The 23,515-nt window shown below is 69.4% G+C and carries 18 protein-coding genes; 4 read left to right on the top strand and 14 right to left on the bottom strand.

Translation table 11 applies throughout. From position 1 onward, the window contains the following. Positions 1-28: 28 nt before the first annotated feature. The 6 genes from I6I07_RS23220 to fhuF form a co-directional block, all read right to left on the bottom strand. On the bottom strand, positions 29-988 hold the full coding sequence (locus I6I07_RS23220) for an alpha/beta hydrolase (RefSeq protein WP_198483892.1): 960 nt from the start codon (positions 986-988) through the stop codon (positions 29-31). A gap of 8 nt (positions 989-996) precedes the next feature. Further along, positions 997-3,090, bottom strand: coding sequence for a TonB-dependent siderophore receptor (locus tag I6I07_RS23225; RefSeq protein ID WP_232625698.1), 2,094 nt, complete (start codon positions 3,088-3,090; stop codon positions 997-999). A 112-nt stretch (positions 3,091-3,202) separates the two neighbouring features. Next, on the bottom strand, positions 3,203-4,669 hold the full coding sequence (locus I6I07_RS23230; protein ID WP_198483893.1) for a diaminobutyrate--2-oxoglutarate transaminase: 1,467 nt from the start codon (positions 4,667-4,669) through the stop codon (positions 3,203-3,205). Positions 4,670-4,734: 65 nt separating this feature from the next. Beyond that, entirely contained in the window at positions 4,735-6,030 is a 1,296-nt protein-coding gene (locus tag I6I07_RS23235) for a lysine N(6)-hydroxylase/L-ornithine N(5)-oxygenase family protein (RefSeq protein ID WP_198483894.1), read from the bottom strand. Between the two features lie 8 nt (positions 6,031-6,038). Next, positions 6,039-7,085 (bottom strand): GNAT family N-acetyltransferase, encoded by a 1,047-nt coding sequence (locus I6I07_RS23240; protein ID WP_232625699.1) that lies wholly within the window; start codon positions 7,083-7,085, stop codon positions 6,039-6,041. Between the two features lie 172 nt (positions 7,086-7,257). Then, on the bottom strand, positions 7,258-8,058 hold the full coding sequence (gene fhuF, locus I6I07_RS23245) for a siderophore-iron reductase FhuF (protein WP_198483896.1): 801 nt from the start codon (positions 8,056-8,058) through the stop codon (positions 7,258-7,260). 159 nt (positions 8,059-8,217) lie between these two features. Between fhuF and I6I07_RS23250 the strand changes: the two genes are divergently transcribed. After that, a complete protein-coding gene (locus I6I07_RS23250) occupies positions 8,218-9,927 on the top strand; it encodes a cyclic peptide export ABC transporter (protein WP_198483897.1) in 1,710 nt (569 codons plus the stop codon). Positions 9,928-9,929: 2 nt separating this feature from the next. Here the strand turns inward: I6I07_RS23250 and I6I07_RS23255 are convergent, their stop codons facing one another. From I6I07_RS23255 to I6I07_RS23285, 7 genes are all read right to left on the bottom strand, one after another. Beyond that, the gene (locus tag I6I07_RS23255; RefSeq protein WP_198483898.1) at positions 9,930-10,754 is read right to left on the bottom strand and encodes an ABC transporter ATP-binding protein; all 825 of its coding nucleotides are present in this window, start codon (positions 10,752-10,754) and stop codon (positions 9,930-9,932) included. Further along, positions 10,733-11,791 (bottom strand): FecCD family ABC transporter permease, encoded by a 1,059-nt coding sequence (locus I6I07_RS23260; protein ID WP_198483899.1) that lies wholly within the window; start codon positions 11,789-11,791, stop codon positions 10,733-10,735. Before I6I07_RS23260 ends, I6I07_RS23255 begins: the two co-directional genes overlap by 22 nt. Continuing rightward, complete coding sequence (locus tag I6I07_RS23265) at positions 11,788-12,828, bottom strand: FecCD family ABC transporter permease (RefSeq protein ID WP_232625700.1); 1,041 nt, start codon at positions 12,826-12,828, stop codon at positions 11,788-11,790. The genes I6I07_RS23260 and I6I07_RS23265 overlap by 4 nt, the downstream gene beginning before the upstream one ends. After that, on the bottom strand, positions 12,828-13,916 hold the full coding sequence (locus I6I07_RS23270) for an ABC transporter substrate-binding protein (protein WP_232625701.1): 1,089 nt from the start codon (positions 13,914-13,916) through the stop codon (positions 12,828-12,830). Before I6I07_RS23270 ends, I6I07_RS23265 begins: the two co-directional genes overlap by 1 nt. A 43-nt stretch (positions 13,917-13,959) precedes the next feature. After that, positions 13,960-16,182, bottom strand: coding sequence for a TonB-dependent siderophore receptor (locus I6I07_RS23275; protein ID WP_198483900.1), 2,223 nt, complete (start codon positions 16,180-16,182; stop codon positions 13,960-13,962). 104 nt (positions 16,183-16,286) lie between these two features. Next, entirely contained in the window at positions 16,287-17,516 is a 1,230-nt protein-coding gene (locus I6I07_RS23280) for a multidrug effflux MFS transporter (protein WP_269784296.1), read from the bottom strand. Positions 17,517-17,645: 129 nt separating this feature from the next. Further along, a complete protein-coding gene (locus I6I07_RS23285) occupies positions 17,646-18,614 on the bottom strand; it encodes a helix-turn-helix transcriptional regulator (protein ID WP_420094595.1) in 969 nt (322 codons plus the stop codon). A 268-nt stretch (positions 18,615-18,882) separates the two neighbouring features. Here I6I07_RS23285 and I6I07_RS23290 point away from each other — a divergent pair, with 268 nt between their 5' ends. The 3 genes from I6I07_RS23290 (at position 18,883) to I6I07_RS23300 (ending at position 21,070) form a co-directional block, all read left to right on the top strand. Beyond that, positions 18,883-19,497: an ABC transporter ATP-binding protein gene (locus tag I6I07_RS23290; protein ID WP_232625702.1), complete on the top strand. Its 615-nt coding sequence runs from the start codon at positions 18,883-18,885 to the stop codon at positions 19,495-19,497. After that, positions 19,488-20,288, top strand: coding sequence for an ABC transporter permease (locus tag I6I07_RS23295; protein WP_198483904.1), 801 nt, complete (start codon positions 19,488-19,490; stop codon positions 20,286-20,288). The genes I6I07_RS23290 and I6I07_RS23295 overlap by 10 nt, the downstream gene beginning before the upstream one ends. Before the next feature lie 140 nt (positions 20,289-20,428). Then, positions 20,429-21,070 (top strand): VTT domain-containing protein, encoded by a 642-nt coding sequence (locus I6I07_RS23300; RefSeq protein ID WP_198483905.1) that lies wholly within the window; start codon positions 20,429-20,431, stop codon positions 21,068-21,070. 80 nt (positions 21,071-21,150) lie between these two features. Here the strand turns inward: I6I07_RS23300 and I6I07_RS23305 are convergent, their stop codons facing one another. Then, a complete protein-coding gene (locus I6I07_RS23305; protein WP_198483906.1) occupies positions 21,151-23,379 on the bottom strand; it encodes an NADP-dependent isocitrate dehydrogenase in 2,229 nt (742 codons plus the stop codon). Between the last annotated feature and the right edge of the window lie 136 nt (positions 23,380-23,515).

Consider the following 23,515-nt stretch of genomic DNA (forward strand, 5'->3'; position numbering starts at 1 on the left):
CGCCGGCCCATTCATTGCATCACGCGGGTCAGGCGGACGTGGCGCTGTCGAAGCTGCGGCGCAGATGATCCGCGAGATCGCGGCGCAACCCGGCCGTCTGGGCGACGATGTTGCCGAAACGGGCAAAGTCGTGGGTCATTCCGGCATGCACGCGCAGTTCGGTGCGCACGCCCGCCACCCGCAGGCGATCGGCATAGGCCCGGCCTTCGTCGATCAGCAGATCGTGTTCGGCCAGCGCGACATGGGCGGGAGGCAGGTTGCGCAGATCGGGGTGCGTCAGCGGCGCGAAGCGCCAATCCCGCGCGTCGCCGTCCCAGCCCAGATAGTTCGCGTACATCCAGGCGAGGGTGTCGGCCTCGAGCAGATAGCCGCGCGCGTAGCGACGGCGCGACGGGCTGTCGTCGCCCGGGCTGGTGCAGGGATAGAGCAGCAGCTGCGTCAGCGCGGCCGGGCCGCCGTCGTCGCGGGCCTGGATGCAGACGGTGGTGGCCAGCGTGCCGCCGACGCTGTCGCCGCCGACGGCCACGCGTCCCGCGTCCAGGCCAAGCGCCGCGCCCTGGTCATGCAACCAGCGCCAGGCATCCACGGCGTCGTTGAACGCCGTGGGAAAGCGATGCTCCGGCGCCAACCGGTAGTCGATTGCCAGCACGGCGCAATCGGCCAGCGCGGCCAGGTCCCGGCACAGGGAATCGTGCGAATCCAGTCCGCCGACGACGTAGCCGCCGCCATGGAAGAACAACAGGACCGGCAAGGGGGTATCGGCGCGGCTTTGATAAAGGCGCGCGCCGATACGCGCGCCATCGCGGCACGGCACGTCCAGGTCGCGCACCTGCGCCAACGGTGCTCCCGGAGCGTCGATGACCGCGGTGGCCGCATCGTAGCCGAGCCGGGCGAGGGCCGGCCCGGCCTCGTGCATGGGCCGACCCTCGCTGGCGGCGGCCAGCTCCAGGAAGGCGGCCAGATCGGGATCCACCTCGCCGTCGAGCATTGCGCCGCTTACCATCGATAGGCCACGCTGGCGATGATCGTGCGCTCCAGGCCGTACCGGCAGTTGGACTGGGTGTTGTTGCGGCACACGATGGTCTCGCGGTTGAAGAGGTTGGTGGCATCGAGCGCGAACCGCCACTTGTCGAGCTGGTAGCTCAGGCCGGCGTCGACCATGAACGACGAGCCGTTTTCCATGGTGTTGGCGACATCCACATAGGTCTTGCCGACGTAGCGCACGCCGACGCCCATGCCCAGTCCGCGCAGCGCGCTGTCCGACAACGTGTAGTTGACCCATGCCGACGCCATGTGGCGCGGCGTCACGATGGGCGTTTTGTCCTTCTCGAGCGGATTGTTGCTCTGGGTCACGGTGACATCGTTCAACGTATACGAGGCCACCACGTCCAGGTTGCGGATCAGTTCGGCCTTGCCTTCGAGTTCGATCCCGCGCGAACGGATCGCGCCGGTCTGGACGCTGAAGTTGATGTTGCGCGGGTCGGGGGTCAGCGCGTTGCGCTGCGTCAGGTCGAAGAACGACGCGGCCACCATGCTCTTGGAACCCGGCGGCTGGTACTTGATGCCGAACTCGTATTGCTCGCCCTTGGTCGGCTTGAAGGGGGTGGCGTCCATCGACACGCCCGCTTGCGGGTTGAACGAGGTCGAGTAGCTCACGTAGGGCGTCACGCCGGAATCGAACAGGTAGGCCAGCCCCAGGCGGCCGGTCAGCGCGGTATCGTTCTGGCGGGTGGTGCTGCTGGTCAGGTTGTTGCGGCTTTCGGACCTGGCCCAATCGTGCCGCAGGCCGGCCGTCACCACCACGCGATCGACCTTGATCTGGTCCTGCAGGTACAGGCCGTACTGCCGGTTGACGTCCTTCTGGTCGATGAAGGCGTTGGCGGCGCCCGGATACGGAATATTCTGGTCGTATACCGGATTGTTCAGGTCCAGGTCGGGCGCGAGGCCCTGGCGATACCATTGCTGGCCGTCCTGGAAGCGGTAGTCGAAGCCCGCCAGCAACGTATGGACGGCGCGGCCGGCATTGAAGCGGAATTCTCCCTGCGTGTCCACGACCACGCCATCGGCGCTTTCCTTCGAGACCATGGCATAGCGGCGCAAGGTGTGGCCATCGGGCCTCAGCCCCTGGGCGTAGAGGTCACGCTGGTCGAGCTTGCCGTGCTGGTAGCGCGCATTCTGGCGCACCGTGACGCTGTCATTGAACCGGTGCTCGAACAGGTAGCCGATGGCGTACTGTTTGCGGTCGTATCGGTTGAAGCCGTAATCGCCCACCGGCACGTGGGTCGGGTACACCGGACGCGACTCGCCGTCGGTCTCGTCGTGCTGATAGTGGGTCAGCAGCGTGAACGAGGTATCCGAGTTCGGACGCCAGGTGAAGGCCGGCGCGATGTAGCCGAGGTCGTCCGGGTAGCGGTGGTCGCCGTCATACTTCACCTGGGTGCCGCTATCGCGCAGAATGCCGGTCAGCCGGTACAGGTACTTGCGGTCTTCGTCGATCGGGCCGCCGATGTCGAAGGCGGCCTGGCGCCGGTCGAAGTTGCCGGCCTGCAGCACGACCTCGCCGAACGGATCCAGCGTCGGGCGCTTGGTGATGCGATTGACCAGGCCGCCGGGCGCCACCTGTCCGTACAGCACCGACGAGGGGCCGCGGATCACTTCGACGCGCTCGAGCGCGTAGGGGTCGGTGCGTGCCCGGATCTGGTCATAGGGCAGCTGGTTCAGGCCGTCGCGGTAGTCGCCGGTTATCTTGGCGTCGAAGCCGCGCAGCACGATCCAGTCGTTGCGTACCTCGGCGCCGCCGAAGTTGGTGATCTGCACGCCCGGAACATACTGGATCGCCTGCGACACGCTTTGCACGCCCCGATCGCGCATTTCCTGCGCGCCCACCACCGAGATGGATTGGGGAATCTCGCGCAACGGCGTGCTGGTCTTGCTACCCGACGTGGTGTCTTCCGCCACGTAGCCCTGCACCGGGCCCGTGCCGGTATCGGCGGTGCCGCTGACGGTGACGCTGGGCAGCGTGCTGACGTTTTCCCCTGTGGCCTGTTGCGCAAGCACCGGCGCGGCGACGACCAGACCCAATAGCGTCAACGTGTGATGCGGGCGAAGCGTAAAGGCTGTGCGTAATGTGTTTTTATGGTCTTTCATGATGTCTTCAGGTAGTCGGGCGCGCCTGCTTCCAGGCTCGCCCTTTTTGAGCGCGTCAAGCTGCCTGGGCGGCCGCCGTCGGCTGTAACGGCGCACGCGCGTCTGGCGTGCTCCGGGCAAGGGAAGCCGTGTCCACGGCATGTCGGAGCGCCGCGGCGAAAATCTCGCAGACGTGGTCGATCTGCGCGGCGGTGATGATCAGGGGCGGCAGGAAGCGCACCACGCAACCGTGGCGTCCGCCCAGTTCGACGATCAGGCCGCGCCGCAGGCATTCGGCCTGCACCTGGCCCGCCAGGGCCGTGGCCGGCGCGCGGCCGTCGTCCTGCGCGGGGTCGATCAGTTCCACGCCCTGCATCAGGCCGCGGCCGCGCACGTCGCCGATCTGCGGCAAGTCGCGCTGCAGGGCGCGCAGATGCCCGGCCAGGCGTGCGCCCATTTCGGCGGCGTGATCGGCCAACGCTTCTTCGCGCAGGACCTTCAGGGTGACGCTGCCGGCCGCCATCGCGAGCTGGTTGCCGCGGAAAGTGCCGGCATGGGTGCCGCTGGTCCATTGATCCAGGTCCTGGTCGTACACCACCAGCGACAGCGGCAAGCCGCCGCCGATGGCCTTGGACAGCACCACCACGTCGGGTTCGATGCCTGCGTGCTCGAACGCGAAGCGCTTGCCCGTGCGGCAGAACCCGGATTGGATTTCGTCGGCGATGAGGGGCACGCCGGCACGCCGGGTCAGGTCGCGCACGCCCGCCAGCCAATTGGTCGGGGCCGGGATCACTCCGCCTTCGCCTTGCACGGGTTCCAGGATCATCGCCGCCGGGGTGGCCACGCCGCCCTCGGGATCCGTCAGGACCGATTCGATGTAGCGCAGGCCCGCCTTTACGCCGGCGTCGCCATGCAGGCCGAAGGGGCAGCGGTAGTCATAGGGATACGGCAGGAATTGCACGCCGGCCAGCGGCGAGCGCAGCGACTGCTTGGGACGGGTGTTGCCCATCAGTTGCAGCGCGCCCTGGGTCATGCCGTGGTACGCGCCCTGGAAAGCCAGCACGTCGGCGCGGCCGGTGGCCGTCTTGACCAGCTTCAATGCCGCCTCGATGGCATCGGTGCCGGCCGGACCGCAGAACTGCACCCGTGCGCGCGCCGCCAGCCGCGCAGGCAGGAAATCGAGCAGATCACGCATGAATCGATCCTTGACCGGGGTGGTCAGGTCCAGCGTCAGCAAGGGCAGCTCGTCGCGCAGGGTGTTCTGCATGGCCTCGGCGACCGCGGCATGGTTGTGGCCCAGCGCGAGCGAGCCGGCGCCGGCCAGGCAGTCGATGAAGACGCGGCCCTCGACGTCCTCGACATAGATGCCTTTGGCACGCCGCAGCGCCAGCGGAATGCGCCGGGGATAGCTGCGCGCGTTCGACTCGCGCTCGGCCTGGAATTGCAGCAGCGGATGGTGCTTGATCACGTAAGGATGGCGCAATGCATCGTGCCTGCGTTCCAGATCCTGCTCGGTCGTCGAGGGTGCGAGATGGGTTGCCATGAGAATTCGCCTTCAGTGAGCCGCCCGGCGCGGGCGGCGGGACGGGGCGGCGGTAGCCGCCCCGGTCATGAGATCAACGCGGCCGCCGGCCGCACAGGCGCGGCGACGCGCGCGTCGGCGGGCATGTCCAGCAGGGCGCTACCGATTTCCTGCGAGCGGATCGCCAGGATCGACAACAGGCTGTCGCTGATGCCATGGGTGCTTTCGCTGCCGCCCTGCACATAGATGGCGGGCAGCAGGCGGTCGGTGGCGCGCACCCGGTAATTGCGATCGATCTGGAAATCAGGCAGGAAGGACGCCAGGGGGCTGAGCAGCGCCCGATGCTGGTCGCGCACGTAGCCGGTGGCCAGCACCACCGCGTCGTAGCGGCATTGCGTCCGGTCGCCGCTCTCGCTGTCCTGCAACTGCAGGGTGATCCCGTCGTCGCCAGGCTGCACGGCCGTGATCCGGCAGTGGCGTTGCAGGCGATGGCGCGCCTCGCGCCGGACCCGCTGTTGATACAGCACGTCATAGATGCGTTCGATCAGTGCCAGGTCCGGCGCGGCATAGTTGGTGTGCCAGACGTCGGCCAGCAGGGCATCGCGCTCGTGCGGCGGTCGGTCGTAGATGTAATCGGTGTGTTCGGCGTTGAAAATCTCGTTCATGAAGGGGCTGTCGTCCGAAGGACGCAGCGCGCGGCCGCGGATCAGCAGGTCGACGGCCGGCTGGCGCGGGTGGCCATGCAGGTCCATGAAGATTTCGGCGGCGCTCTGCCCGGCGCCCACCACGGCGACGCGGCCCAGCTCGCCAGTCTGGTTGATGGCGCTCAGGTATTTGCTGGAATGGATGATGCGCGCGTCGTGCCGTGCCTGGGCGAAGATGTCCGGCACATTGGGGCGCCCGCCGACGCTGACGATCAGGTTGCGCGCCAGGCGGTCGGTGATCCTGCCCTGGGCGTCGCGCGACACCACGCGCAGCAGCGTCACGGTGTCGCCGTCGAATTCGGGGCGGACCTCGATCACGTCTTCGCCGTAGCGCACCTGTTCGTCGAAATGGTCCGCCGCCCACTTCAGGTAGCCGTTGAAGTCGTGGCGGCTCGGAAAGAAGGTTTGCAGGTTGATGAACTGCTGCAAGCGGCCCTCGGCGTGCAGATAGCTCAGGAACGAGAAGGGGCTGGCGGGATTGCGCAGGGTGACCAGGTCCTTCAGGAAGGAGATCTGCATGTGCGTGCCGTCGAGCATCATGTGCGGATGCCAGGCGAATTCCGCTTGCCGTTCCAGGAACAGGGCGCGCAGCGGCGGGCCGGCGCGCTCGCGCAGGGCGATGGCCAGGGCGATGTTGGACGGCCCGAAGCCGATACCGATGAGATCGTGTACGAGCATGGCGGCCTTCAGTGCAAGGAGGGGGAAACGGGGCGGTCGGCCTGGCGCGGCTGGAGCGGCGCCAGTGCCTGGGGGGTGATGCCATCGGCGGCCCGCGGGACCCAGAGCGATTCATTGAAGAACCGTTCGCGCGTGAGCGTGCCCAGCATGGCGCGTTTGTGGGGGAAGTCGAAGGTCTTTTCCAGCGCGTAACCGCTGCGTGCCAGGCTGCGCAGCATCTTCGCGTTGTCGATGCGGGGCTCGATGACCAGGCGCTGTGTGCGGGGATCGTCCAGGAACAGGTAATGCGAGATCGACGGCATCCAGGCCGAGACGAAATGCTGGCCGCGATAGGCGGGATCGCCGATCAGCACATGCCAGCCGCGATCATGGTCGGCGGCGCCGCAGAACGCGGCGATGCGGTCCTCGCGGGCCCAGTAGGCCTCGACGTAGCCCAACGGGACACCGTCCAGGCAGATCACCAGCGGCAGCGTATGCGCGTCCTCGGTTTGCTTGCGCAGATAGGCGCGGTGCTTTTCGATGGGGCCCGCCTCTTCCCAGAAGTGCGCGACCGTCGGGTCGTTCATCCACAGGTTGAGACGGACGGCATCGAGCTCCTCGGTGGCAACGCGCAGGGACAAGGTGGCCTGCAGCCAGGGAATGTGGCGCCGGTAGACCACGCTGGCCGGCTTGGGCGGCCGGCGCGGATGGCGGGCCGCGCCCGTCATGACGTAGTCCAGCGGATAGGGCGCCGCCGCCGGGCCGGCGAGCCAGGGATGCTGCTGCTGCCAGAAGAGGCCGGCCTGGGCGATGATGGGTTCGTCCGGCGGGCGCCGCAATATCCCCTGCGTGAACAGCGGCGATTGGCGTGGCAACGGCGCGACCACGCGGATCGTGCGCGGGGCCGGGTGCAGCGCGAACGTGGCCTCCAGCGCGGCCAGCAGTTCGGGCGTGTCGGGGCCGGTCGAGCAGGGCCCCAGCCAGTCGAGCTGGGCCTGGTCGCCGGCGTGGTGCAGGCGCCAGGCGCTGGCGGCATCGCGATCGATGACCTTGATGGTCAGGCAGGACCCTTGCATGACGGCTTCATGGGGCACGCCGCCGGGGTGGCAGAGATAACGGTGCGATTGCGCGTGTCCAATCGAGGTTTGCTTGGTGACGGGTGGCATCTGCGTCCAGGGAAGGAGAACAACCGGGCGGGCCGGCGTATGAAGCGCTCTTCTTAACTAGACGAATGAGAATCGCTGCCGTTCAGCAGGCCGCCGTGTCGACGTCGGCGCATGGGCCGGCCACGCGCCGGGCGGCGCGATTGCATGGCGCGAGCGGGCAGAGATCGCAGTAGCCATGGCCCGGCAACTGGTAATAGAGGCAGCAGCGGCGCAACAGCGTGTGGGTCGTGTCGCCCTGCGCGCTGCCGCGCGTGACCGCGCGCGCCGGCCGGTACATCGGGTTTTCGAGGCCGTCCCAATCGGGACGCGCGAGCAGCCAGGCGTGATCGGCGCGCAGGCCTGCATGCGTCGGCAGCATGCGCGCGAGTTGGCTGAAGATCACCTCGAGATAGCGGGCCGCATTGCCCCACACGATGCGCGGCGCCACGCCGCAGCATTCGGCCAACCGGGCGGCGACGGGCGCGATGTGGCCGTGCAGCAGGGTGGCATAGCGCTCGGCGCTGGGCGCGCCGGGCATGGCGTGGCCGTCGTGAGGCAGCAGGAAAGGCAGGGGTGCGCCATCTTCGGCCAATGCCAGGCGAGCCTGCGTGGTGCCGACAGGCAGGACGCGCTGCAGCACGCTGGCCGCCGCCACGACCGGTGGCAGCAGGCGCCAGAAATAGGTGAGCGACCAGACCGAGGCCAACGCCGCCAGGGGCGCCTGCGGATCCGTGACGGGCGGGTCGAGGTGGCGGGCGTGGGCCCGGCAGGCGGCCGCAAGCGTCGCCGGGCATTCCAGCCACGCCGCCACCGTTGGCGCCGTGCTGCCGGACGGCGCCAACGCCACGCCAGCGCCGTGCGTGCGCCATTCCCCGGGAAAGAGCGGTTCCAGGCAGGGGATCATGGGACGACGGCACCGTCACGGTTATGGCTCATAGGAATACAGACGAATCAGCCTGGCGAAAATTCAATGCCCAGGCGTTCGGCCCGATCCGTGGGTAAATTTCGGTTCGGCCGGTTCGTCTATCCATAAGACCCCCTCCGCTTTTTCTAGGAATCCGGCTTGATTACCCATTTGATCCGGCAGTCTCGCGCCGCGCTGGTCCTGGCGTCGCTTGCCTGCCTGTGCGCAGGCGTGGCCAGCGTGTTGCTGGTCGTCTTGATCAACACGGCCTTGACGGCCGAGCCCGATGCCCGTGGCGGGTTGGCATGGCAATTCGCGGCCGTCGCCATCTTCGCGATGCTGGCGCGCATGGCCGCATCGTTGATGTTCGAACGCCTGGGGCAACAGGCCCAGGCCGATCTGCGCCGCTACATCACGGACCGCGCCATGCGCGCCGACTATGCCCGGCTCGAGGAAGTGGGCGCGGACCGCCTGCAGTCCGCGCTCACCGAGCACAGCGGCAATATCGCCCAGTACTTCGTGATGCTGCCCGCCATCCTGACCAACGCGGTGATCGTCGTCGGCTGCCTGCTCTATCTGGCGCTGCTGTCCTGGCAGGTATTCCTGGTGGCGGTGCTGGTGGTGGGCCTGGGGTCGCTCGGCTACCATTTCGCCCACCTGCGGGCCATTCGTCACCTGGAGGTGGCCGCGCGTGAGCAGGACGGCCTGTTCGCGGGCTTCCGTTCGGTCAACGCGGGCGCCAAGGAATTGCGGCTGCACCAGGGCAAGCGCGCCGCCTTCACGCAGGACGTGCTGCATCGCTCCATCGAGGCGGTGCGGCGCGCCCGCACGCGCGGCATGTCGATCTTCGTGGTGTCGACCAGCTGGAGCCATTTCCTGATCTATGCCTTCATCGGCCTGGTGCTGTTCGCACTGGCGGGCGAGGGCGCCAGCCAGCAGCGCGTCATGACGGGCTTCGCGCTGGTGTTCCTGTACATGGTGGCGCCGCTGGAGGCGCTGCTGCTGAACATCCCGCGCGCCAACCTGGCGCGGGTGGCGGCCCGGCGCATCGATGCGATCGTGGCGGGCCTGGTGGCTTCCGAATCCGCCGCGCCGCCGGCCGAGTCGCCGGCCACGCTGCGATCGGTGGCCTTGCGGGGCGTCACCCATGTCTACTATCACGAGCAGTCCGACGATACCTTCCAGCTCGGGCCGGTGGACCTGGCTTTCGGTCCCGGCGAGATCGTGTTCCTGGTGGGGGGCAACGGCAGTGGCAAGACCACGCTCGCCAAGCTGCTGGTGGGCCTCTACCGGCCGGAACAGGGCGCGATGACCGTCGATGGCGTCGAAGTGACGGACGCCAACCGCGATGCCTATCGCCAGCGCTTTTCAGCGATCTTCTCCGATTTCCACCTGTTTGACCGCCTGCTCGAAGCCAGCCGGGGCAACCTCGATGACGAGGGCAATCGCTGGCTCGAACGCCTGCTGCTGAACCACAAGGTGCAGGTGCGCGACGGCGCCTTTTCCACGCAGGCGCTGTCGCAGGGGCAGCGCAAGCGGCTGGCACTGGTCGTAGCCTACCTGGAGAACCGCCCGTTCATCGTGTTCGACGAATGGGCGGCCGACCAGGATCCGGTGTTCAAGGACGTCTTCTATCGCGAACTGCTCCCCGAGCTGAAGGCGCGTGGCAAGACGGTGCTGGTGATTTCACACGATGACCGCTACTTCGACCTGGCCGATCGCATTCTGCGCATGGAGCACGGGCAATTGCTGGGCGAGGCCGCAAAGGCGCCGGCCACGCCCGCGTCAGCGCCGGCGGGGACTCGCCCGGGCTTGATCGACGCGGCGATTCCCCGGGCGGAAATGGTGCCTGGCGCAAGCCCGATCTGAACTCAGCCCTGGCCGCCGCGCCGGGGCACGATCATCGGGCTGCCGGTCTCCGGATCCGGCAGCACCCGGCATTCCAGGTCGAACACCCGCCGCATGGCGTCCTCCGTGACCACCTGCCGCACCTCGCCCTGCGCGGCGATACGGCCGCCCCGCATCATGACGACGCGGTCGGCGTAGCGGAACGCCAGGTTCAGGTCATGCAGCACCACCACCAGCGTGCGCCCGGCGCGGTGCAGGCGCGCGCACAGTTCCAGCAGGTCGATCTGGTGGCGGATGTCGAGAAAGGTGGTGGGTTCGTCCAGCAGCATGATGCCGGCGTCCTGCGCCAGCACCAGCGCCAGCCAGGCGCGCTGCCGCTGGCCGCCCGACAGCGTGTGCACCGGCTGGTCGGCCAATTGCGCCAGGTCGGTGTCGGCCAGGGCCGCGTCGACTGCCTGGGCGTCGGCCGGCGACCACTGCCGCAGCAGGGTCTGGTGCGGATAGCGGCCGCGCGCCACCAGGTCGCGCACCGTGATCATTTCCGGCGCTACCGGATTCTGCGGCAGATACGCCAGGCGCCGCGCCACCGCCTTGCGCCGCAGGCTGGCCAGGCTGGCGCCGTCCAGGAAGGCCTGCCCGCGGCTGGGCGCCAGCGCGCCACCCAGCACGCGCAGCAGCGTGGACTTGCCACAGCCATTGGGGCCGACCACCGCCGTGAAGGCGCCCGCGGCCACCGCCAGCGACAGGTCCCGCAGCACGGGCGTGTCGCCATAGGACAGGCTGACCTGCCGCAGTTGCAGGGCGGACATGCCGCCGGCCGGATCGTTCAGGTCGAGGTCTTGCGCCATTCGAGCACCAACAGGAAAGCGAGATAGATGCCGCCGATGCCGGCGCTCAGCACACCGACCGGCAGGCCATTGGGCCCGGCGGCGCGGGCGAGCAGGTCGGCGGCCGCGAGCAGCACGGCGCCGGTCAGGGCCGCCAGCAGCGGCTGCGGACCGCTGGCGCGCACGCAGCGGCGGGCAATCTGCGGCGCCGACAGGGCGATGAAGGCGATCGGGCCCGCCACCGTGACGGCGGCCGCGGCCGCCAGCACCGCCACCAAGGTGGCGGCCAGCCGGCTGCGCGAGGGCGTGGCGCCGAGGGCCTGGGCCAGGTCATCGCCCATTTCCAGCAAGCGTAGCCGGGCGCACAGCGCCAGCCCCAGGGGCAGCAATACCGCGCAGGCGGCGCCGATCAGGGCCACGTCGGCCCAGGTCTTGCCGGCCAGGCTGCCGTTGAGCCAGGCGGCGGCCAGGTAGGCCTGCTCGCGCCGCAGGTTGGACAAGCCATATTGCACGAAGGCGAAGGCGATCGCGCCCACCGCGATGCCCGCGATGACCATGCGCTGGGGCGCGGCAAAGCCGGCGCCGGAGCCGAACCAGACGCCGGCCGTGGCCAGCAGCGCGCCCGCCGCCGCGCCCCAGGCCACCGGCATCAGCCCCGGCCAGACCATGGCCACCGCCACCGCGCCCGCCGACGCGCCGGCCGTCAGGCCGATGACGTCGGGGCTGCCCAGCGGGTTGCGGGTGAGGCTCTGGAACAATGCGCCGGACAGGCCCAGCGCGGCGCCGGCGCCCAGGGCCGCCAGCACGCGCGGCAGGCGCACCGTGTGCACCAGCCATTGCTCCACGGCGCCGCCCGCGCCATGCAGCGCCAGCCACAGCGCGCGCCAGGAAAGGCCCGGATCGCCGGCCCGCAAGGTCGCGACGACCACGGCGCAGGCCAGCATCAGCAGCAGCGCGGCATAGGCCAGCGCCCGCGGCGCGACGGGCCAGGCGAGCCAGTTGCCGGCGCGCAGCAGGCATGCGGGCCGCGGAGCGGAAAAAGGGGCGTTCCAGGTCATGCCAGGCTCCGCGCGCGGCCGCGCAGCGCCGCCAGCAGGAAGGGCGCGCCGATGAAGGCCACCACCACGCCCGTCAGCAGCTCCGCCGGCGCGCGCAGCAGCCGCGCCAGGATGTCGGCGACCAGCATCAGCAGCGGACCGAGCACCACGCAGTAGGCCAGCAGCCAGCGCAGGTCGGGGCCAGCATAGCGGCGCGCGATGTGCGGCACGGCCAGGCCCACGAATGCGATCGGGCCCGCGGCGGCGGTGGCAGCCGCGGCCAGCACCGCCACGCACAACAGGCCCAGCATGCGATACAGGCCGGCCCGCAGTCCCAGCGCCTGCGCCAGCGCCTGGCCCAGCGCCAGCAGGTTGAGCGGCCGCGCCAGGATCGCGGCCAGCAGCAGGCCGGCGCCGATGTAGGGCGCGGCGCGCAGCGCGGCCTCCAGCGCTTGGCCTGCCAGCGAGCCCACCGCCCAGAAGCGGTAGGCATCGAAGATGTCGTCGCGCAGCAGCGCCACGGCCTGCACGTAGGCGAACAGCACGGCGTTGACCGCGGCGCCGGCCAGGATCAGCCGCACGGGTTGCAAGCCGCGGCCGCCCGCGCCAATCAGGTACACCGCCGCCGCGGCCGCCAGCGCGCCGGGCAGGGCGGCCCAGAACGGATGCGCGGGCAGGCCGCCCAGCAGCAGCGCCGCCGTCACGATGGAAGCGGCCGCGCCGGCGTTCACGCCGAGCAAGCCGGGCTCGGCCAGCGGATTGCGGGTCAGCGCCTGGATCAGGGCGCCGGCGACGGCCAGGGCGGCGCCGGTCAGCAGGGCCAGCACGGTGCGGGGAATGCGCGAGGCGACCACCAGCGCGGCGTGGCTGTCATCCGGCTGCAGCAGGACGCGCCAGACCGTGGCCGCCGACAGGCCGTGCGAACCGAGCCACAGGCTGGCCAGCGCGGCGGCGGCCAGCAACATACAGGCGGCCAGCAGCAGTGGCGCCCGCGAGCGCCGCGCGGCCGGGATGGGCGCATCGGCCTGTACAGCGGGCGATCGGGGGAAGCGCCGCATCAGTCGCCGGCCCCGTCGCCGCGAGCATGGCGCGCGGCCTCGGCCAGGCGAGGCGCCAGCCGGTCCAGCATCCACGCCACCGCCAGCGGCGTGCCGGAGGACGAGGCCATGACCAGCGCCGGGTCGCTCAGCGCCACGTAGGCGCCGCGCCGCACGGCCGGGATCGAGGCATACAAGGGCAGGGCCGCGGTGCGGTCGCGCTCCTCGGGCGTATAGAACCAGGACACCAGGATATCGGCGTCGCCAAGGGCGTCGGCGTGCTCGAACCCCAGGTAATGGGCGAAGTGCCCGGCGCTGGCGCGCAGTCCGCGCACCGAAGGCGCCAGGGTCAGGCCCATGGCCGTGAGCGTGTCGACGCGGGGATCGCCGGCGACGTAGGCGGCGAAATTGCCGGAACCCAGGTCGGCGCGCACGTAGGCGAAGGTCTTGCCGGTCAGTTCCGGGTAGCGGCGCGCCACCTGGGCCAGGGCGTCATGGATGCCGCCCTTGAGCGACGCGGCGGCTTCGGGCCTGCCCAGGGCGGCCGCGATCAGGTCGATCTGCGTGTCCACCGGCGTCAGGAACGGCTGCTCGGGATAGGCCACCACCGGCACCAGCCGCGACAGCTGCGCATACGCCTCGGGACTGACGCCGGAGAAGGGCGCCAGCACCACGTCGGGGCGCAGCGCGATGATCTTTTCGATATCCAGTTCGGGATAGACGGTGATGCGCTCGGGCAACGCCTGCCCCCGGGCTTCGATGGCGGCGCGCACCCAGGGCCAGTAGTGCTCGGGGTCGCCGCCCCAGTCGGCGCGGCCCACCCCCACGGGCACCACGCCCAGCGCCAGCGCCAGGTCATCGGCGCCCAGGCCGAGGGTGACGACGCGCCTGGGCGGGGCCGGGATCACCGCCTCGCCCAGGGCGCTGTGCAGCGTAACGGGAAAGCCCGGGACGGACGCCGTGGCCGACGCGCCGGCCGAGGACGGCGCGGATGCGGCCGGCGCCGGCGCGCGCTCGCAGGCGGCCAGGGTCAGCACCATGGCCAGCGCCGCCACGCCGGCCAGGGCATGGCGGCGCATGCGCGCCGTGACAGCAGGATTCAAACGCATCGTGCTGCAACACTCCCTGGCTTGTCGCCGTATGCCATCGCCATCAGTACTGTGCGCGCACGGTCAGCATGACGTTGCGGGGCGCGCCGTACCAGCCCTGGCTGTAAAAGCCGATCTGGTCGTAGTACTTGCGGTCGAAGACGTTGTTCAGGTTGAGGGTGGCCGAGACCTGCTTGCTGAAATCGAAGCGGGCCATCAGGTTGACCAGCGCGTAGCTGCCTTGCTCCACGTCCACGTTGCCGCGCGGGCTGGCGGCGGACTGGTACATGCGGCTCTGCCAGTCGACGCCGCCGCCCACCGTCAGGCGGTGCAGGTCGCCCGGCAGGCGGTAGGTGGTGTACACCTTGAACAGGCTGCGCGGATGGCTGGTGTTGATCGGCTTGCCGTCGGCGTCCTTGGCGGTGAAGTGGGTGTAGCTGGCGCCGATGTTCCAGCCGGGCGTGAGCTGGCCGCTGGTTTCCAGCTCGAAGCCCTCGACCTTGGCGCCGGTGGCGGCGCGATAGGCCTGCGTGCCCGGCATGCCGCTGACCGACTCGCCCGGGATGGCCTGCGCCAGGTTGTTCTGGCGCGTCTGGTAGAGCGACGCGGAGGCGTTCAGCAGGCCGTCCAGGTAGGCTGCCTTCAGGCCGACTTCGTAGCTCTTGCCGTCGATCGGCGGCAGGATCGAGCCATCGGGCGTGCGCGCGTTCTGCGGCTGGAAGATCTCGGTGTAGCTGGCGTAGGCCGTGTAGGTGCTGTTGATGTCGTACAGCAGGCCGGCGTACGGCGTGAACTGGTCGCTGATCTTGTAGGCGCGCTTGCTGCCGAAGTAAGTCTGGTTGGTTTCCCAGTTGCTCCAGCGGCCGCCGACGATCAGGTGCAGCGGGTCGGCCAGCGAAAAGCGCCCGACCGCGTAGGCGCCGGTCTGCTTGACGCGCAGGTCGTCCGCGGGCGTCTTGGTACCGGACCAGGTGGGCTCGGCGATGTGGTCCTGGCGCCAGTCGAAGAAGCTGCCGATCGCCGGCTTGGCGCCGGTCATCGCGTACTGGCCGATGTTGCTGTGGTCGTTCACGCTCATCCAGCCCAGCGCCAGTTCGTGCTTGCGGCCCAGCAACTGGAACGGACCCGATACGGTCAGGTGGATGTCGTCGCGCGAGCGGTCGCCGTCGTAGTTGTTGAACGAGCTGGTCATGCCGGCGCCGGTCGCCTTGTTCGGGTAGCCGCCGCGGTACAGCTGCTTCATGCGGTAGTCGCCGTCGGTGTGGCTGTAGGCGGCGCGCACCTTCCAGTCGTTGGCGAAACGGTGCGTCAGGTCGACGAAGGTGGTGGTGGACTCGGTGTCGATGCGGGCCCAGCGGGTGTTGTTGGCCACCGAGCGGTTGAAGTCGGTGCGCGAGCCGTCGCTGTAGAACAGCGGGAAGCCGCTGCCGAAGCCGTTGCTCTGGTTGCGGAAGTACTCGACGCTGGCGGTCAGCACGGTGTCGGGGGTCAGGTCGGCGCTGACCACCCCGTAGAAGGTGCGCTTGCGCGAATCCAGGAACGTGACGTAGTCGTCGCCCTGGTTGTAGGCGGCCACGAAGCGCGAACGGATGCGGCCGTTCTCGGTAAGCGGCACCGACAGGTCGAGGTCGCCGCCGACATAGTCCCAGCTGCCGGCGCTGGCGCTGCCGGACAGGGCGAATTCGCGCAGCGGCTTCTTGCGGATGAAGTTCACCGCCGCCGACGGGTTGCCCGAACCGGTCATCAGGCCGGTGGCGCCGCGCACGATCTCGACCCGGTCGTAGATGGCCGCGTCGATGTCGGTGGCGCCGTAGTTCCACTGGCTCAGGATGGGTGAGTTCAGGCCGTCGAACTGGAAGTTGTCGATGGAGAAGCCGCGCGACGAGAACGACAGCCGGTTGCTGTCGCTGCGCGTGACCGAGATGCCGGGCGCGCTGGCCAGGATCGAGCCGGTGTCGCGCAGCCCCTGGTCCTCGATCTGCTGGCGCGTCACCACGCTGACCGATTGCGGCGTCTCGCGCGGCGACAGCGTCAGGCCGGTGGCCGTGTTCATGGCGTCGGTGGTGTAGGAATGGGTGCCTTCCGTGGTGCCCGGGATACCCGCGCCGCTGACGGTGACGGCGGGCAGTTGCGCCACGTCATTGGACGCGCCGCCGGCAGGGGCCGCGTTCTGGGCGTTGGCTTGTTGATGGGCGAGTGCGGAGCAGAGCAGGGCCGTCTGGATCGCGTAAGCAAGGGGACGCACCCGGCGCGGCTGCGCGGCGGGCGAGGGTGGAACGGACGACATGAGGACAAGCTCCAGCGGTAAGGTTTGGTAATGAGAATTATTGATTTTTACCGTTGGATTGATGTATGCGCCGCGATGCGATGCGTATGGCAAATGCCGCCGGGCTATCCCGCCTTGGCCGGCGCCTGCCCCAGGGGCGCGGCGCAGCGGTGCAGCCAGGCCCAGCCCGCCGCGCTGGCCGCCACGAACAGCAGCATCGCCGCCGCCAGCCGCAGCGGCTGGCCGTAGACCAGCGGCACGCCCCAGCCGCTGGCCAGCGAAAACGTCAGCATCTGCATGAAGCCCAGCACCGATGCCGCGGTGCCCGACAGATCCGGCACGTGCCCCAGGATGCGCAGGGTCATGGCCGGCACCCCCATGGCCAGCCCGCAGGTGAACAGTCCGGGCAGCAGCACCGCCCAGGGCAGGCGCGGCGGCTCGGCCGCGGCCATGTACAGCACATAGGCCAGGCAACTGCCGCTCATCAGCAGGAAGGCCAGCAGCGTGATGCGGCCATCCGACCAGCGGCCGGCCTTGCGCGCCGCCAGCAGGGCGCCCGCCATCGCGCCCACCACCAGCGGCACGAACAGATAGGCGAAGTCCGTTTCCGGCAGGCCCAGCACGTTGCTGATGAAGTCGGGCGCCGCGCCGATCAGGAAGCCCTGGGCGGCGAACAGCAGGCTGAACGCCAGTCCCAATGCGGTGTAGCGCCGGTTGCCCAGCACGCGCGCGTAGTTGGCGGCCAGCGTGCGCCAGGCCAGCGGTTGGCGCCGTTCGGGCGGCAGGGTCTCGGGCAGACGCCGCGCGCACAGCAGCCAGGCGGCGCCGGCCAGCAGGGTCAGCAGCAGGAACACCGCGCGCCAGCCCTGGTGCGCGGCCAGGTAGCCGCCCAGGATGGGCGCCAGCGCTGGCGACAGGTTGAACACCAGGATCAGGTAGGACATGGCGCGGCGCGCCACCGCGCCGTCGTAGCAGTCGCGGATGATGGCCTGGCCGACCACGATGCCGGCGCCCGCCGACAGGCCTTGCACCGCGCGCCCGGCCAGCAGCCAGCCGAAGCCGGGGGCCAGCGCGGCCATCAGCGAGCCGCAGACGTACACCGCCAGCGCCGCCAGCACGATGCGGCGCCGGCCCAGCGAGTCGGACACGGTGCCGTGCAGCAGCAGCATCGACGCATAGCAGGCCATGTAGACGCCGAGCGTCAGCTGCACGGTCTCCTGCGGCACGCCGAACTCCCGGCCCAGCGCCCCGAAGGCGGGCAGGTAGGCGTCGATGGTGGCGGGCGCGACACAGGACAGCAGGCCCAGCATCAGCACCATGACGGGAAACGAGGGCAGGGGTTCGGGGCGTGACACGGGGACATCCATGGCGGGCGCTTCCGGGGAGGGGAAGCTCTGCCGCATGGTCGCCCGTCACCGCGGATTGCAGGAATGGGAAATGCCGTAAGACCAATGGGCGCCGCCGGAAGCCGTCCACGGCCGGGGTCAGTTCAGTTCGCTGGGGGCGATGCCGTAGCGTTCGCGGAACGCCGTGGCGAAGTTGGTGGCGTGGCGGTAGCCGACGAAATGCGCCGCCTGCTGCACGCTGCAGCCCTGGGCCAGCTGCTCGCGCGCCACTTCCAGGCGGCGTTCGCGCAGCCAGCTGAAGACCGAGCGCTGGTAGGTGGCCTGGAACTTGGCGCGCAGGGTGCTGGGGCTCATGCAGGCCAGCCGCGCCAGGTCGTCCAGCGTGTGTTCCTCGCCGGGCGCGCTGTGCAGGCGCTCGCGCACCCGCTCCAGCAGCTGGCGGTCGCGTTCGGACACCGCGTTCTCGGCCGGCGCGCGCTGTTCCAGCGTGGCCAGGGCGTGGGCCAGCAGCTGGGTGCCGACGCCTTCGCGCAGCATGTGCTGCAGCGGGCCGTCCCAGCCGCAGTCCAGCAGGTGTTCGATGGCCTGCAGCAGATGGCCCTGCACCTGCCAGCGGCGCAGCCGCAACGACGGTGAACGCAGCGCCTTCCAGATCATTTCGCTGGTCTGGTCGTCGCCCGCGCCATCCGGGTCGGACAGCGACAGGTTGACGCTGCGCAGGCGCTGCCCGGCGGCATGGGTGCCGGTCATGGCGACGGTGTCGCCATACAGCGCGCTGACGCCGCTATGCGCCGCCAGGCGGACGTCGTCATGGCGGTCGATGCGGGTCTGGGCGTGGCCCTGCAGCATGACGATGGCCGAGAAGCGCGGCGACATCATCGAGGTGGCTTCGTAGTGCTGGTGCACGCGCACGTCGGACAGCACCAGCGTCAGGCCAGGCCGGATGGCATAGGTGTCGACCCGGCCTTCGGCGATGCACAGGGTTTCCGGGTCTGCGCGCAGCGCGCCCGTGAGCCGTGGCAGGCGGTAGCGGAAACCGCTCTGGCTGCCCATGCGGTTGAAGTCGGCGACGGTGAATTGGGCGGGGGAGGCTGATGGGTTCAAGATCGTCACTCGCGTTACGGGATGAGCCCTTTGGCGGCGCGAAAAAGCCCCGTCAAATGTGAGAATGAGAATAGCATATGTTCTCATTGTTGCGGTTTTTTGCCGGCGTGTTCCGGCACCGCTATCGCTCCGGGCGCCTGCCTCCTCCCTCCGACGTCTCAAGGCGCGGCGCCCATATGCAGGGTGGCGAGGCGCATAGGGACATGGCCGCCGCGCATAAGCTCATGCGGCGCGCGGGCCCGCGCCATGTCGGCGGGTTATGCTTGCCGCCATGTCAGATAAACCTCCTGTGCTCAGGCTGCGCGGCGTCTACAGCGAACGCCTGTCGCCGGTCAGCCTCGATCTCGCGGCAGGCGAGTGCGCCGCCATCACCGGCCCCTCGGGCTCGGGTAAATCACTGCTGTTGCGCCAGGTGGCCGACCTCGATCCGGGCCATGGCGAAGTGGAACTGGACGGCGCGCCGCGCTCGGGCATGCGCGGCTATCAATGGCGCCGCCAGGTGATCTACTGTCAGGCCGAGGCCGGCTGGTGGGACGACCACGTGGCGCCGCATTACACCGATGCGGCCCGGGCGGCCGATCTGTTCCAGCGGCTGGGCCTGGCACCGGGAAAAATGGACGCGCTGGTGCAGGAGCTCTCCACCGGCGAACGCCAGCGCGCCGCCTTGGCGCGCGCCCTGGCGCTGGCGCCGCGGGCCCTGCTGCTGGATGAACCCACCGCGGCGCTCGATCCCGAGGCCACCGCGCGGGTCGAGACCGAGCTGCATCGCTATCTCGATGGCGGCGCCGCCATCCTGATGGTGACGCACAATCCCGAGCAGGCGCGGCGCATGGCGCGGCGCGGCTGGCGCATGGAGCAGGGCAGGCTGGAGCCGCAATGGACGTGATCAGACTGCAGGCGCTGGACCTGGTCATCGCCTCGCTGCTGGTGCTGCTGTCGGCCGGCATCTCTTTCGCGCTGCGGCTGAACCTGCAGCGCCAGGTGTTGTGGGCGGCATTGCGCACCGTGGTGCAGCTGCTGCTGGTCGGCCACATCCTGCGCGTCGTGTTCGCGCACGCCGCGCCCTGGCTGACCGCGCTGGTGGTGGCGGTGATGATGGCGCTGGCCGCGCGCGAGGTCGCGGCCCGGCCCAAGGCCCGGCTGGCGCGCCGCGGCAACGGCCAGGTGGGCGCGATGGCGGTGGTGGCCACCACGGTCGTGACCGCGTTGTTCATCCTCAGCACGGCGCTGCGGCCCGAGCCCTGGTACGACCCGCGCTACACCATCGCGCTGGTCGGCATCGTGCTGGGCAGCGTGCTGAACGCGGCCAGCCTGGCGCTGGACGGCGTGCTGTCGGGCGTGCGCCGCGACCGGCTGGCGATCGAGGCGCGCCTGTCGCTGGGCGCCACCGCGCACCAGGCCTTCGCCGCGTTGCTGCGCGAATCGGTGCGGCGCGGCATCGTGCCCAGCATCAACCAGATGTCGGCGGCCGGCATCATCACGCTGCCCGGCATCATGACCGGCCAGATCATCGCCGGCATGGATCCGATCGACGCGGCCAAGTACCAGATCCTGCTGATGTTCCTGCTTTGCGGGGCCAGCGGCATGGCCGCCATGGGCGCGGCCTACGGCGCCATGCGGCGCCTGACCGACGAGCGCGGCCGCCTGCGGCTGGACCGGCTGCTGTCCGAGCGCTAGCCGGCGCGCGCGTCCGCGGGCCGGCGCCAGCGCGGCCGAAGCGGCAAAATTTGATGAAATATCGACGGGGCCCGCGGCATACTCGGCGTTTTCATACGCAGGCCGGCCGCGCCGGCCGCCGCGACAAGGACCGGATCCGCATGAGTATTACCGAGCTGTTCTCCTGGCTGACCAGCGAGCAGGGCCTGATGGCGCTGCTGGCGCAAAACTGGGTGCTGGGCACCTGCATCATCGCCGCGATCGTGTTCATCGAGACCGGCCTGGTGGTGATGCCGTTCCTGCCGGGCGACTCGTTGCTGTTCGCCGCGGGCGCCTTCCTCGGGCTGGCCGGCATCGATCCCATCGTCTCGCTGGCGGCGATCACCTTTGCCGCCATCGCCGGGGACGCGCTCAACTACGCCATCGCCTCGTCGCGCTGGGGCCAGAAACTGGCGCACAGCCGCTGGGTCAAGCCGGACCACCTGGAACGGGCGCGCGACTATTTCGCCCGCTACGGCGCGATGACCATCACGGTGGCGCGTTTCGTGCCGATCGTGCGCACGCTGGCGCCGTTCGTGGCCGGGCTGTCGCAGATGCCGCGCCGCACCTTCTTCGTCTACAACGTGGTCGGCGCCATCCTCTGGTGCGGCTCGATGCTGCTGGCGGGCTACTGGCTCGGCTCGATCGCCTGGGTGCGCGCCAATCTGCACTGGGTGTCGGTCATCATCATCGGCCTGTCGCTGATTCCGGTGGCGCTGCAGTGGCTGCAGATCCGCCGGGCGCGCAGGGTGTCGCAGGCCTGAGCGGCGAAGAAAAAGCCGGCGGCTCCGCGAGGAACCGCCGGCTTTGACGCGACCGGGCCAGGCGGCCCGGGGCGGGGGGCTTAGCCGATGTTGGCCAGCACCTGGTTCAGCGTGGCGCTGGGGCGCATGGCGCGGCTGGCCTTGTCTTCGTTCGGCTGGTAGTAGCCGCCGATGTCGACCGGCTTGCCCTGGGCGGCCTTCAGCTCTTCCAGGATCTTGGCTTCGCCTTGGACGAAGGCGGCCGCGGCCGGGGCGAACAGCGCGGCGAGCGCGCGGTCGTCGGTCTGCTCGGCCAAGGCCTGGGCCCAGTACGTCGCCAGGTAGAAGTGGCTGCCGCGGTTGTCCAGGCCGCCGACCTTGCGGTCGGGCGACTTGTTTTCGTCCAGGAACTTGGCGGTGGCCAGGTCCAGCGTCTTGCCCAGCACCAGGGCGCGGGCGTTGTCGTAGGCGCGGCCGAGGTGATCCAGCGAAGCGGCCAGGGCCATGAATTCGCCCAGCGAATCCCAGCGCAGGAAGCCTTCTTCCAGGAACTGCTGCACGTGCTTGGGCGCCGAACCGCCGGCGCCGGTCTCGAACAGGCCGCCACCGGCGACCAGCGGCACGATCGACAGCATCTTGGCGCTGGTGCCCAGTTCCATGATGGGGAACAGGTCGGTCAGGTAGTCACGCAGCACGTTGCCGGTCACCGAGATGGTGTCCAGGCCTTCGCGGATGCGCTTGAGCGAGAACTTGGTGGCCTCGACCGGAGCCAGGATGCGCAGATCCAGGCCGTTGGTGTCGTGGTCGTTCAGGTACTGCTTGACCTTGGCGATGACCTGGGCGTCGTGGGCGCGCTTTTCGTCCAGCCAGAACACGGCCGGCGTCTGGCTGACGCGGGCGCGGGTGACGGCCAGCTTGACCCAATCCTGGATCGCGGCGTCCTTGGTCTGGCACATGCGCCAGAGGTCGCCGGCCTCGACGGCCTGCTCCAGCAGCACCTTGCCGGCGGCGTCGGTGACGCGCACGGTGCCGGCGGCAGGGATGACGAAGGTCTTGTTGTGCGAGCCGTATTCCTCGGCGGCCTGGGCCATCAGGCCGACGTTGGGCACGCTGCCCATCGTGACCGGATTGAAGGCGCCGTGCTGCTTGCAGTCGTCGATGACGGCCTGGTAGACGCCGGCGTAGCAGCGGTCGGGGATGACGGCCTTCGTGTCCTGCAGCTTGCCTTCGGCGTTCCACATCTTGCCCGAGTCGCGGATCATGGCGGGCATGGAGGCGTCGACGATGACGTCGCTGGGCACGTGCAGGTTGGTGATGCCCTTGTCGGAGTTCACCATGGCCAGCTGCGGCAGCGTCTTGTAGGCGGCGTCGATGTCGGCGGTGATCGCGGCCTGCTGGTCGGCGGGCAGCGACTGGATCTTGGCGTACAGGTCGCCGATGCCGTTGTTGGGATCGAAGCCGGCCTGCTTGAGCGCGGCGGCGTGCTTGGCCAGCACGTCCTTGTAGAACACGGACACCACGTGGCCGAAGATGACGGGGTCGGAGACCTTCATCATTGTGGCCTTCAGGTGCACCGAGAACAGCACGCCCTGGGCGCGGGCGTCGTCGATCTGGGCCTGCAGGAAGGTCTTGAGCTTGGCGGTCGACAGCACGGCGGCGTCGATGATCTCGCCGGCCTTGACCGGGGTCTTTTCCTTCAGCACGGTCTTGCTGCCGTCGGCGGCCGTCAGTTCGATCTTGACGTCGCCGGCGTCGGCGATCAGGGCCGACTTCTCGGTGCCGTAGAAGTCGCCGCTATCCATGTGCGAGACGTGCGACTTGGAGTCAGCCGTCCAGGCGCCCATCTTGTGCGGGTGCTTGCGGGCGTAGTTCTTGACCGACAGCGGGGCGCGGCGGTCGGAGTTGCCTTCGCGCAGCACGGGGTTGACGGCGCTGCCCTTGACCTTGTCGTAGCGCGCCTTGACGTCGCGCTCGGTGTCGTTGGCCGGGGCGTCCGGGTAGTCGGGCAGCTTGTAGCCTTGTTCCTGCAGTTCCTTGATCGCGGCCTTCAGCTGCGGCATCGAGGCGCTGATGTTCGGCAGCTTGATGATGTTGGCTTCGGGCTGGACCGCCAGGGCGCCCAGTTCGGCCAGGGCGTCGCCCAGCTTCTGGCTGTCATCCAGGTAGTCGGGGAACAGGGCGATGATGCGGCCCGCCAGGGAGATGTCGCGGGTCTCGACCGTGATGCCAGCGGACTTCGCGAAGGTCTGGACGATCGGCAGCAGGGAACGGGTTGCAAGCGCCGGAGCTTCGTCGGTGAGGGTATAGATAATCTTCGGAGTAAGAGACATGATCCTTGAATCTGTTCGGCGGTGGCGCTAGGCGCAAACCCGAACATGCTATGCGGCGTCAGCCGGTAGATGTTGTCGAGAGTGGGTTCGTATGGGCAGACCCGGGCCAGGCCCCGATCGGCTCAACATGGCGTCG

It is taken from the genome of Achromobacter deleyi (assembly GCF_016127315.1).
Taxonomy (GTDB): Bacteria; Pseudomonadota; Gammaproteobacteria; order Burkholderiales; family Burkholderiaceae_B; genus Achromobacter; species Achromobacter insuavis_A.